11 protein-coding genes and 1 pseudogene are annotated in these 11,983 nt (G+C 38.4%); 8 read left to right on the top strand and 4 right to left on the bottom strand.

Going from position 1 to position 11,983, the window contains the following annotated elements; translation table 11 throughout:
- Positions 1-617, bottom strand: a 617-nt coding sequence (locus O2942_07650; protein MDA0782122.1) for an Os1348 family NHLP clan protein, incomplete at its 3' end; no start/stop codon positions are given.
- A 263-nt stretch (positions 618-880) separates the two neighbouring features.
- The gene (locus tag O2942_07645) at positions 881-1,375 is read right to left on the bottom strand and encodes a GNAT family N-acetyltransferase (GenBank protein MDA0782121.1); all 495 of its coding nucleotides are present in this window, start codon (positions 1,373-1,375) and stop codon (positions 881-883) included.
- 144 nt (positions 1,376-1,519) lie between these two features.
- Between O2942_07645 and O2942_07640 the strand changes: the two genes are divergently transcribed.
- From O2942_07640 to O2942_07625, 4 genes are all read left to right on the top strand, one after another.
- A complete protein-coding gene (locus O2942_07640; GenBank protein ID MDA0782120.1) occupies positions 1,520-2,377 on the top strand; it encodes a hypothetical protein in 858 nt (285 codons plus the stop codon).
- Positions 2,378-2,627: 250 nt separating this feature from the next.
- Positions 2,628-3,959, top strand: a complete 1,332-nt coding sequence (locus O2942_07635; GenBank protein MDA0782119.1) for a glycosyltransferase family 2 protein — start codon at positions 2,628-2,630, stop codon at positions 3,957-3,959.
- Positions 3,960-3,961: 2 nt separating this feature from the next.
- Positions 3,962-6,382 carry a polysaccharide deacetylase family protein gene (locus tag O2942_07630; protein ID MDA0782118.1) on the top strand — a complete coding sequence of 807 codons (2,421 nt, stop codon included), beginning with the start codon at positions 3,962-3,964 and terminating at the stop codon, positions 6,380-6,382.
- Positions 6,379-7,230 (top strand): hypothetical protein, encoded by an 852-nt coding sequence (locus O2942_07625; protein MDA0782117.1) that lies wholly within the window; start codon positions 6,379-6,381, stop codon positions 7,228-7,230. Before O2942_07630 ends, O2942_07625 begins: the two co-directional genes overlap by 4 nt.
- 18 nt (positions 7,231-7,248) lie before the next feature.
- Here the strand turns inward: O2942_07625 and O2942_07620 are convergent, their stop codons facing one another.
- Complete coding sequence (locus tag O2942_07620; protein MDA0782116.1) at positions 7,249-7,407, bottom strand: hypothetical protein; 159 nt, start codon at positions 7,405-7,407, stop codon at positions 7,249-7,251.
- 327 nt (positions 7,408-7,734) lie between these two features.
- Positions 7,735-8,124: a hypothetical protein gene (locus tag O2942_07615; GenBank protein ID MDA0782115.1), complete on the bottom strand. Its 390-nt coding sequence runs from the start codon at positions 8,122-8,124 to the stop codon at positions 7,735-7,737.
- On the opposite strand from O2942_07615, the pseudogene O2942_07610 reads away from it, so the two are divergent.
- From O2942_07610 to hemA, 4 genes and pseudogenes are all read left to right on the top strand, one after another.
- Positions 8,116-8,529 (top strand): annotated as a pseudogene (locus tag O2942_07610) (osmoprotectant NAGGN system M42 family peptidase). The gene O2942_07615 and the pseudogene O2942_07610 overlap by 9 nt on opposite strands.
- 199 nt (positions 8,530-8,728) lie before the next feature.
- Positions 8,729-9,223 carry a MarR family transcriptional regulator gene (locus O2942_07605; protein ID MDA0782114.1) on the top strand — a complete coding sequence of 165 codons (495 nt, stop codon included), beginning with the start codon at positions 8,729-8,731 and terminating at the stop codon, positions 9,221-9,223.
- Positions 9,224-9,358: 135 nt separating this feature from the next.
- Entirely contained in the window at positions 9,359-10,423 is a 1,065-nt protein-coding gene (locus O2942_07600) for an alpha/beta fold hydrolase (GenBank protein MDA0782113.1), read from the top strand.
- 307 nt (positions 10,424-10,730) lie between these two features.
- On the top strand, positions 10,731-11,939 hold the full coding sequence (gene hemA / locus O2942_07595) for a 5-aminolevulinate synthase (GenBank protein MDA0782112.1): 1,209 nt from the start codon (positions 10,731-10,733) through the stop codon (positions 11,937-11,939).
- Positions 11,940-11,983: the final 44 nt, after the last annotated feature.

Genomic DNA, 11,983 nt, shown 5'->3' with positions numbered 1-11,983 from the left:
ATATTAACGGCAGGTTGAAGACCTAAACGAGCCTCAAGTGCGGCAAGTCTTGCACCTGTTTGTTGTTGCTGTTGTTCTTGGTCGAACAATGCAGCCCCACCACCTGGATTAGTAATAGTTCCGGCAGGTTTCAAACCTAAACGCGCCTCTAATGCGGCAAGTCTTGCACCTGTTTGTTGCTGCTGTTGTTCTTGGTCAAATAAAGCAGCCTCACCACCGGGTTTCACTATAGTACCGCCACCGACGGCAAGACGACCTTCTAACGTTGCCAACCTGTTAACCACCTGCTGTTGGTCTTGTTGATCAAACGGCATAGAGGTAGCAGCCAAGCCTAAACGTGCCTCTAATGCGGCAAGCCTTGCACCTGTTTGTTGTTGCTGTTGTTCCTGATCAAAGATAGCAGCTTCACCACCGGGTTTAACAGGGTTATTCAAGATAACTTCCGACGCAGCTCTAAGCCTTGAACCCGTTACGGAAGCTATTGATCTTTTTTCATTGTCGGTAAGGGTAACTCCCATATCCTTCACGGCATCACCGGGAGAGGTTTCTAATCTTTTAGCAAATTCAGGGTCTATCAAGGCACGACCTAAAACTAAAGATACATCTTTTTTAGGCATAAATTACTCCATTTTAATTGTCATTTGAAAAATATTAAAATTGCCGAACTTTAATTGTTAAAATAAAAACTACACTCAAACTTAGTTGCAATATTGCCACATATGTCCAACTTTAAGTTAACGGCATATCAACGTATATATTAGAGTTTTTTTGATAGCAATATTAAAAAAGTAATAAAGGTTAAAAAAATAATCTTTATTAATGGAATTATTAACTTAAGTATTTATATTCACATAACTTTTAATAAATATTTAAAAGCACACTAAAAATTTTGCTTTATATTTTTCCGCATACCGTTGTCATATTCTGTGAACCCTAGCTTTGTATAAAAACGTTTTGCACTTTTGTTCGCATCAAAAACATATAGTGTTATTGAATCAAAACCGTTTTCTCCGGCCCATTTTTCAAGCCATACGGCAACATTTGTTCCTACGCCCGTATTTCTTTTTGTCTCATTTATATATATGCTTACAATGTGCAGGTTATTTCCCCTTTTTTGCAGCCACAGGTCTCCTATGATGCTGCATTCTTTATCCTTTATGACAAAGAGATAGTTATTCTCGGATTTTAATCCGTCAGGCAGAATTTCGTTAAAAACCTTTGCGGATTTATCATTGGAACCGTTTTCATTCCATTTTCCGCCCCCTACCATTTTATGTGCATATTCTTTTATCACCCTTTTAGAAAAAGACCGGTAATGGCTTTTATCCATAGACGAAACGCATATTGAATCGGTATCGGGTATCATGAATTCCATTTTGCATTTCCTCCGGCAACATTAAATGCATTATCTATCCGTCTTGAAAATATACTCAAAAAGCATTTTTAATTGACGGTAGAAATATATTATAGGATAAGTTAACCGATTATAAAAATAATTCACTCAAAATTAGTAATAAACATGAATCTGAAAAAATTATCTCCCGCACTATTAATATTACTTTCAAAATCCGATAGTTCGTTTGTACCGCAGGCTCCCTCCAAAAGGGGTTGGCGAACGCATTTACAATACGGCAATAACGGCTTTGATGAAAATCAACGCTTTGAAAATCAGAAAACCAAGGATTCACTTTTTTATCAGGAAGTCGTACATGACCCTAAAAACGCTTTAAGATATCTGATAGCGGGAGCCGACCCCAACCTGACTAACTCACAAAACGGCAACTCATTACTGCATGAAATAGCACAAGGTAAAAAAGATATCGGTATGCAAATGCAGTTACAGGGATTGGCAGAACATTTTGTAAAATTCGGGGCAAATACGAAATTACGCAATTATGAAGGGCTGACACCGTCACAACTGGCAAGAAGAGATGATAATAACGTTCTTGCCAATGCTATAGAAAATGCAGAAAAGAATAAACACATACATTTATTCGATGCATCAAGGTCATTACAGGCAATAGCCATAACTTCACAGAAAATAGACCTTGTTACAGACCCGACCGATACCATAGACCTGCTTGTAACTTCAATGTATAACGGTTTAAACGTTGAAGAATCATATGCGGGCAACGACACCCCTCTTAATATAGCAAAGAAAAACTGGCCCAAAGAACAATCCGACGCTCTGCACGCTATGTCCGCCTGCGTTAATACTACAACAGATTTTTTAGAAAGACTGGACGATAAAAACGAGAATTTGGGTTCTAATGAAACTTTACAAGCCGATATCAAAAAACAAATTCAGGAAGCTTGGGGTGAACGCATCAATCCATTGATAAAATACAATAATTATGAAAGGGGGCAGTTTCGTTAATTGCGAACTAAATCCTTATATTTATTAAAAAATTATTTACTTTTTACATTATTTCATATATTTAAAAGCATCGACTATAATAAGTTAGATGTATTTTATGTATTAAATAACGGGTATAGTAAGTAAAATCAATTTTACGGCAAAAAAAACGGTACGTTTAAGTGCTAAAGACAAGGTATCATATCTTGATTTAAAGCCGTTCAACCTCTCAATTTATCAAAATCAATAACGTTTGAATAAAATTAATAAAATGAAACAAAGCAATCACTCATATCACTTAAAAATACCTAATTTTTTTGTAATTATTGTTGCTTTGTTCATTTCATGGTTAACTGTTTACGTTGTTGATGTAGGCATGTTCAAGCTGGACTTATTACTTATAGACAAGTTCGGTTTTGAACAAACAGACCAAGTCGTTACTTTTAAAACAAACTTACGGAAAGTCTTTAATATCGTACTTTTCCTGAATTTATTTCCCTTCTTCCTTTTTCTGTTATGGAATATACGCTTTAATCCGTATAGGGGCTGGAAAAAACAAAAAACACCTTTTGTAAGTATAATAATTCCTGCCTTTAACGAACAGTACACTATTATAAAAAGCATACAGTGTGCATTAGACCAGAATTATCCCGAATATGAGGTAATAGTAGTAGATGACGGCTCATCGGACTTCACGCCTTTACTGATAGACTTCCCTGAAGTTAAATCAATTCACATGGAACGCAATCAGGGCAAGGCGGCTGCCGTTAATAAGGCTATAGAAACTGCTAAAGGTGAATATCTGCTGTTTTCAGATTCGGATTCCCACTTGCATAAGAATGCGATAAGAGAGCTTATAAAACATTTTGACTCACCTGATGTAGGTGCGGTATGTGGAAAATTGATAGTCAGGAACCCTGACAGCTTAATAGTTTGTTGGCAGGCGGTAGAATATATCTTCAGTCAGGCGATAATGAAAATTGCCCAAAACGGCAGCGGCTCTTCTATTTTAGTTTGTCCCGGTCCCATATGTATGTATGAACGAAAGACAATGATAGAGATTGGCGGCTTTAAAGAACGTACCATAGTCGAAGACTTTGATATGACCCTTGAAATAACCAAAATCGGTAAGCTTGCCGTTTATGAGCCGAATGCGGTATCATGGACAAGCACACCGAAAACATTTAAAGCATTAAAAGGACAACGCAAGCGTTGGTATAGGGGAACGCTTCAGGCACTGCGTTTATATAAAGATATGTTCTTTAACAGAAAATTCGGTATGCTAGGTTGCATTTGGCTGCCTTACCTGTATTTTTGGGGATTCGGCGGTGCGGTTTTCGAGGCTTTGTTGTTAATAGGCTCAATACCGATGTTATTTCATTTTTATTCGGCTTACATAACAACATTGTCAGCAGCCTTCTTTCTGATTTTTGAAGCGATAAATATCGCAATTTACATATTTTCGCTATTTATCGAAAGGCAATTAAATCCGAAGATGATTATAGCATCTATCCTTATCAAGCCTTATTCGATATTCATAAAATATGTCATATTAGTAGCGATTTATTACGAATTGAGAAATAAAAAAGTAACGTGGAGTTAGAGATGAGATTCTTAAAATATTTAACATTATTGACAATAATAATTTCAGTAGGCTTTAAAGCTAATGCCGGAGTCGTACTACTTAGCTTTGACGTTGAAAAAACAGGTGACGGTAATAAACTTGAGCAAATGAATATAGATGTACCTGCTACATATTTCATTCTTGGAAAATTTGCAGAAGAAAACAGCGATGTTGTAAAATCACTTTCCGACAAAGGAAATACGATAGGTTCACATTCATACAGCCATGATAATTTAAAAGAAATGAATTCCGGGACAATGCGTCTTGAGCTAAAGGCTACCAAAAAACTATTGGAAGAAATAACAGGACAACCCGTAGTCTGGTTTCGCACTCCTTTTTTAGAGTTTAACGAAAGCATTGCTGAAACTCTGGTGGAATTAGGCTATAAATACGATAGCTCGGAACATGAACAATGGAGGCAGCAAAAAATCATTACCGAAATACCCGTATCATCCTCAGATGAAGACGGCAAAACAGCCTCTGACTACGATATTTTTATACAGGAAAAAATGTCTGATGACGATGCTTTAAATTGGTTAAAGCAACGTTACATTGAAAGAGAATCTACCGGTCGTCCGTTAATGTTCCTGATGCACCCTTCCATAATATATGAACATAAGGGAGTTCTTGAAAAATTTATTCAGTATGTCAAAGAACAGGGGGGCAAGTTTTTAAGTGGTGACCAATGGCTAAAAAAAGACCGTACACAGCCGTTTAAAAGATTAGGCTTCTGGGTTGATTTTTCAGTATCGGACGTTGACACCGAAAAACTTATACAAGAGGCAAAAAGCGTACATGCCACAGATATATTTTTAATGGCAACGGATCAGGAAGGACATGAATATTTTGCCCGCAAAGAGGGTGATGATGACAGGTTCGGCGAGATATTAAAAGAACTGAAAAAAGCCGGATTTAAGGTACATGCATGGCTACCTATGTTACTAAACCCTAAGATAGCCCAGATAAATAAAGAGTGGGCAATGGTTGATAATAGCGGTGCCGAGTCTATTTACTGGCTTTCACCTTTTAATCCTGAGGTTAAGTTCTATCTGACCGATACGATAAGACATTTATTGACTAAATATGAACTAGACGGTTTGAATCTGGATTACATACGTTTCCCCGATATTGCACATGATTTTTCTCCAAATGCCTTAAAAAGCTTTAAGGAACGCTATAATGACAAAACTATCAAAACAGATAAAATATTATCCGAGCATTACATGGACTGGACAAAGCACAGGGAAAAAGCCATAACACAGCTAGTAAAGGCAGTGCGTGAAACTGTAAATGAACCGGGTAAAGATGGTTTTAAACTATCTGCTGCTCTTATAGCAGATTCTTCTTTGCATTATCGTTCCACCGAAAAATTCGGCCAGAACTATTCCGAGCTTGCTAAATATTTAGACATACTTATCCCCATGTCATACTTTAAAAATGAAAGGCAGGATATAAATTGGATAGAAAAGGTATATCACTCTACCCGTTATCATGCAGGTGATAAAGAGGTTTTAACAGGTCTTGCGTCATACCAGCAACCAAAAGACTGGAAAATGACAGACCGTGAGTTTGCCGAATCTGTAAAATTAGCCGCTAATATTTCAGAAGGTATAGTTTTTTATAATTACGCCAACCTTTTCGGTCACGGTGAAACTGCCGACTGGAATATGAATCCTGCTAATGTTGACTTCCTAAAAGACTATATGAAAGACGTTTTAAAGGGCGACATAACCCCTGTAAAAACGGATAAAAAAACCAAACTGGCGTTAGCAGCCTCAACATGTTTATTTTTAATATTTGCAGCCTTATTAATAGCTATTCGCCGCAAGGACATACACGGCAATGATTTTTCCGATGAAGAGCCTAAGGGTTATTTCGTTGAAATAAAAGATATGGACTTCAAAAAGATGGAATCATATATATCTTCATCTGATAAGATAGACCCTGTGCTGGTAAAACAGGTATCCGGTATCCTGAAGAAAATAGGCGTACATAACATCAGCCATTTCCGTAAGATGCTTTTGTTGCAGATAATCAGCGAGACATCCATTACATTGAATGACTTACAAAAGAAGATAATTACCCTGCCTAATATCACCTCCGGTTTGAGAAGAATTGAGGAACTTGCACTTCTTGGGTTTATTCATATTGACAGTCAGGGGAATATAACAATAACCGAGCTTGGCAAGGAAGTTTTAAAAAAGAGCGGAAATAACGGTTACAGGCGGGAATTAATTCAGTTCATCGATAACAGGCTTGTCGAGCAGCTAATTATAATATGCGGCAAGTGTGAAGAGCCTGTTCACGGTTTGTGGTTTTGGGAAGACTTTGAGTGTTATTCATGCAAAGCCAAACATAAAATGGACGACGCAAAATCAATACGAATACAAAGAGTACAATGAGAAAATTATTCTTATATTCATTATTAATATCTTTTCTATTCCCTGCCCTATCAATGTCGGAGGAATCCAAAAACTATATCCAAAGCCCTTTATATTATAACTTATTAAAAGAAGACAACACCGGCTTATTAAAATTCCGTCCGCTTAGCGGTTGGGGAGTAATTCGTTTTCCATCTTCGGAACAGCCGGAGGACAAATATAACTTCATTTTAGAAGGGGCTTTTCAAAAAGAGCTTGATATCGCCAAATATAACAATAGATTATCACTTACTGCCTTTACACATCTGAACTATGTTATCGATTCTGAAAAATACGATTATAATAATAAACTAAAACCTGCTACAGGAATAAAGCTGCGTTATTTTCCGATAAATAATGTAGTGCTGGAAACCGGTATCCTATATGAATGGGACAGGCGTTTTTCCACCGACCGTACATTGGAAGGCACACAGGTTTTTCTAAACGGATTTTCATCATGGGATTTAAATAAATTAATAAAAAACAATTATGACTATCCGGGATTTACATGGTTTAGCCTACGCCACCCCGGTTCGCAGGACAAAGAAGAGCAAGATAACATAATTATCGAAGGTGCTTTAGAGCAGGGTATCGACTGGTACAAAAAAGATGATAAGACGGTAAATAGCTTTGTTGAGATAAAATATATTCTCGATAAAGAGAAATATAGCTGGAATAATCACATGACCTATTCGCTTGGCAGCAGGTTAAAAATACCCGTTACCGAAAAACTTATAATACAACCGGGTGTAAAATACAGCTTCAACAGGCGTTTTAAGACCGGCAACACAGAACAAAAAGCCCTGCTATTCGTAGATTGGTATTTTTAAAGCCCGTATGGCTTCCGTTTAAGAAATATTCGCCAAAGGCACACACTCAACGGAAGAATGATAGCTTGCGTTAGCCTGCATATACTGACATTCCTGTAAAGTAGTTACCCTTGTTTCAATCATCATATCTTGTTGATGAAAGCTAAGAACATTGACTATTATCATTAATACCTTCATGGTGAACTCCTCCACATAATTTGAAGATATCATTATTATAGAAATCTAGAATTATAATGCAAGCCTTTTATAGTAACTTCGAACTTACTTTAGTTATATTTATCACCTTCTCTGTATCATTCCAAAGTGGTACTTACCCCTTCGGAATATTCGTGTTTATTTTTATCGGTCATTTTATTTACCATGATTTTTACCTAAATCTCACTATTTTCATTATCCGATAATCAGCTACAATATCACCGCAGGTCGGCATAATATATATTCGAGTTAATCAGACGCTAACATGGGAATGGGTAAATACCCCGTCTCGCTAAGTCTTTACTAGCATTATTTTTGTAAAACATATTTTGCAAAGCACGCCGGTGAATCATTTGTTAATAAGTAGCTTCCATTCAAACCTGTTAAACAGTTACCGTTAGACGACATCCAAGCTCTGTAACTTAAAAATTTTCCGGTAGTTGGGATTCCATCGTCTATTTTACTATCAATTGATGAATAAATAATTGGTGAGTGTGTTCCGATTCCATCATTATATGTGATTCCAAAAAATCCTAACGGAGGCGGTCTACCAACATTTAAATATAGAGCCACACTATTATGCTGCCAGCAGAGTGCGCTGCTTATCTGGTGTTGAGCACAAGCTGCTCCTACGCCTCTAATATTACCTCCTGCTATCATACCTTTTTGTTCATTGATTTTAAGCTTAGGATATTGCATGGTGATGTTGCTGCAATGGTTACGATTGACAATTCAACCGTCGCTCCGGGACAAAATTCTTCAGAATACGGAGTAACAATTACAATGCGTGATATGTCGGGTGTTTTTGATTACCACCTGACCCACAAGCTTATAGAATTATGCCAAAAGCACAATATTGAACATTCCCGTGACGTATTTAAATATTACCGCTCCGACTCCGCTTCAGCTATTGAATCGGGCAATGACATCAGGACGGCTCTTGTATGTTTCGCACTGGGCGCTTCCCATTCATGGGAGAGAACACATATTGATTCATTAATAGCGTTGACAGAACTTTTAACATTATATATTCAGAGTCCTACGGCTCTTACACGTGACAAAGATGAATTAGGTTCACTCAAAGGATTTACGCATCAGGGGTGAATATATTAAATTTGAATTCTTTTTATCCCCTCTCCCGTGTACGGGGGAGGGTTAGGGAGGGGGCGATACATGCAGGTATAAAAAACACTTGCAAGTTTTTACCCCTCACAAAAACACTTGCGTGTTTTTAACTCTCCCTCAAGGGGAGAGTAGTTTTTTGACTTTTGCAGAGCCTTCTATAATTTATTTCGGTATGATTATGAGTAGCTATATAGGTGAAGAAGAAAGATACGATATCAGGATATTGCAGGGTTTACGCAAGATAATGCGTTCGGTAGACATACATTCACGGCAGCTTAACACGCAGTATGAGATAACCGCACCGCAGCTTATAGTTATGCTCGACCTAATAGAGAAGGGTTCTCAAACCATAGCATCAATTGCAAAGAATATATATTTAAGCCCAAGTACGCTTGTCGGTATAATCGACAGGCTGGAAGCCAAAAATTTCGTACAAAGGGAGCGTAGCGAGAACGACAGAAGGCAGGTTCTGGTATCTATCACCAAAGACGGACGCAACTTCTGTAAGAAAGCCCCCTCCCCTTTACAGGCTACATTGGCAAAATCATTTAGTACCCTTGAAAAAACCGAACAGGAAACAATATGCAAATCCCTTGAGCGTATTGTAGAATTGATGGATGTTGACGCAATTGATGCAGCCCCTATATTGCAATCAGGCGATATAAACAGCTAAGACTAACACCCTTCATATTATGGCTTGACCGTAGTATCCAATAAATATAAACACCGCCAATAAATGCTTTTATACTTGCAAAATAAATCAATTCATTAAAATATATTCGTTATTATAACTGAAAGTAGAACGAATATGAAAACCGCAAAAGACAACACCCCTCTTCTTTTTTTAAAAGCAACAGACAGTAAGAACGATGACAAAACAACATTTTACACAGGTGCAATAGCCGGTGCTTTACTGGCTACCGGAGGGTTTTTATTCGGCAGGGCAATGCTAACCGGATACCTTGAAAGCAACCTTTTCAATCCCACGGATAAGAACCACAAGCCTTTAGAATCTCCCGATAAGTACGGTCTTGAAGGTGAAACAAAAAAACTTGATACAAAAGACGGCGACAATTTTGAAATATGGCACCTAAAAGGCAAAAAAGACAAACCTACCGTTGTTTTCCAACATGGAAACACCGGCAACTTGTCTTATGTCAGCCTTGACCCGAAACATCAGGAGGAAAATACCGCATTTCGTATTCAATACCTAAAAAAATTACAGGAACAGGGCATAGAGACTATTGCAGTTAGCTCACGCGGCTTCGGTAACAGCACGGGCAAGCCTTCGGAAGCTAACTTCAAGCGTGATGCGGTTGCGGTTGCCGATTATCTGGAGGCACAAGATATCAAGCCTGAAAACACCATAATAACAGGGGAATCACTTGGAACATCTACCGCTACGATATTAGCTGAGGAAATGACATCACGCAGCAAGCCGCCTGCCGGACTTACCCTTATAGCCCCTTTTTCTTCTATGCGTAGTTTGATATTAGAAAAATCGGTAGCCCCTGCCTTTTTGATAGACATGGTGCTTAATCACCCTTTGGATACTAACAAAAGGCTGGAACATATTGCAAGTGTCGCACGCTCAAACAATACGCCTTTGCCCCATCTTCTGGTAGTAAGCCCTAGTGAAGATAAAATCATACACCCAAGCCACGGAGATACATTGACGGCAACCGCAAATAAACATGATATTCCGTGTACTCGTCAATATCAGAAAGCATCACACGTCAACTGGGACGCAAGCGAGGTAATAGATGCAACGCTTAAAATATATAATGAACGTCCAAAAGAACCGTTATATTCTAACGGCTGGGGCGACCGCATAACAAAAAAAGATATACCGCCACTGACTAACATAAGATAGTAGGTGTATGTACACTATAAATGCTTTTTAATCTCTTTCAGTTTTAATTCCTCAAAGCTTGCTTCGTATAATTTAAGTTGCAAGTTGTAAGTTGTAAGTTGCATCTTAAGTCAGGCATCACTTGCAACTCGCTACTTGCAACTAAACTATATGCCCCGTAGCTTGCTTCGGGGTAGTTTAATCTTTTGATTTTTCACAATGCACATTGTGCGTACATTTTTTGATACAAAAAAAGAAAATAGTGGATTTTTATTAAAAAATACTTATGGTTGTTGCAAAATATATATCATTTAAAAATAAAGTGAAAATGATTGATTACGAAAAATACTTTTCCGCTGCGATTGAGAAATTAAAAAAAGAAGGCAACTACAGAGTTTTCACTGAACTTGCCAGATATGCGGGAGAATTTCCTAAAGCAAAAGACTATTCAAGCGGTAAAGATGTAACTATATGGTGTAGCAACGATTATTTAGGTATGGGTCAGCACCCGGATGTTTTAGCCGCAATTGAAGATGCCGCTAAAAATATGGGAGCCGGTGCAGGCGGTACAAGGAATATCGCAGGAAATAACCATGCCGTTGTGGAGTTGGAAAAAGAACTTGCCCATTTGCACGGAAAACAAAGGGCGTTGGCGTTCGTATGCGGATATGTGGCAAATGAAGCTACGCTAAGCACTTTGGCAAACATACTGCCCGATGCAGTCACCTTTTCAGATCAGTTAAACCACGCCTCTATGATTCAGGGGATAAAGGCGGGAAGGTCGGAAAAACATATTTTCCGCCATAACGATGTAGGGCATTTAGAAGAGTTGCTCAAAAAAACAGATATTAACAGACCTAAAATAATAGCTTTCGAGTCCGTATATTCTATGGACGGGGATATAGCCCCTATTAGCCAAATATGCGATTTGGCAGATAAATATAACGCAATTACCTATCTTGACGAAGTACATGCAGTTGGTATGTATGGCGATATCGGAGGCGGTATAGCACAGCGTGACGGCGTTCAGGACAGAGTGACCATAATTCAGGGAACTTTAGCGAAAGCCTACGGAGTAATGGGAGGATATATTGCAGCGGACGAGTCGATAGTTGATTCTATCAGAAGTTATGCCCCCGGCTTTATATTTACGACCGCACTGCCTCCGTCTTTAGCATCGGCGGCTACTGCCAGTATAAAACACCTGAAAAAATCGGATGTTGAAAGAAAGCTACAGCAAGATAAGGCGGAGATGTTAAAATCAATGCTGCGTCAGTGCAATATACCTTTCATTGATTCACCTACACACATAGTTCCCGTAATGGTGGGCGATCCCGAACTTGCAAGGCAGGCATCGGAGCTGCTATCGGATAAACATCATATATTTGTCCAACACATAAATTTCCCGACAGTGCCAAGAGGCACCGAACGCCTAAGGATAACCCCCGGACCGTTCCACACGGACGAAATGATGGAAAAACTGGTTGACGCACTTTGCGAAGTGTTTGAGCGGCTTGAAATAAAGCGTGTTGCATAAGTTATTATATTTAACAAACAACTTTATCGTTGGTATTTAAGAGA

The organism is Pseudomonadota bacterium, from assembly GCA_027620075.1.
In the GTDB taxonomy this organism is placed as follows: domain Bacteria; phylum Pseudomonadota; class Alphaproteobacteria; order Rickettsiales; family UBA6187; genus 1-14-0-20-39-49.
This window is presented reverse-complemented; position numbering and strand designations above follow the sequence as displayed.

What these genes read in the sequence shown, in the direction of transcription:
- hemA (MDA0782112.1), top strand. Translation starts at nt 10,731, where the DNA reads ATGATTGATTACGAAAAATACTTTTCCGCTGCGATTGAGAAATTAAAA.
- O2942_07600 (MDA0782113.1), top strand. Translation starts at nt 9,359, where the DNA reads ATGAAAACCGCAAAAGACAACACCCCTCTTCTTTTTTTAAAAGCAACA.
- O2942_07645 (MDA0782121.1), bottom strand. Translation starts at nt 1,375, where the DNA reads ATGGAATTCATGATACCCGATACCGATTCAATATGCGTTTCGTCTATG.
- O2942_07635 (MDA0782119.1), top strand. Translation starts at nt 2,628, where the DNA reads ATGAAACAAAGCAATCACTCATATCACTTAAAAATACCTAATTTTTTT.
- O2942_07625 (MDA0782117.1), top strand. Translation starts at nt 6,379, where the DNA reads ATGAGAAAATTATTCTTATATTCATTATTAATATCTTTTCTATTCCCT.
- O2942_07640 (MDA0782120.1), top strand. Translation starts at nt 1,520, where the DNA reads ATGAATCTGAAAAAATTATCTCCCGCACTATTAATATTACTTTCAAAA.
- O2942_07630 (MDA0782118.1), top strand. Translation starts at nt 3,962, where the DNA reads ATGAGATTCTTAAAATATTTAACATTATTGACAATAATAATTTCAGTA.
- O2942_07620 (MDA0782116.1), bottom strand. Translation starts at nt 7,407, where the DNA reads ATGAAGGTATTAATGATAATAGTCAATGTTCTTAGCTTTCATCAACAA.
- O2942_07605 (MDA0782114.1), top strand. Translation starts at nt 8,729, where the DNA reads ATGAGTAGCTATATAGGTGAAGAAGAAAGATACGATATCAGGATATTG.
- O2942_07615 (MDA0782115.1), bottom strand. Translation starts at nt 8,124, where the DNA reads ATGCAATATCCTAAGCTTAAAATCAATGAACAAAAAGGTATGATAGCA.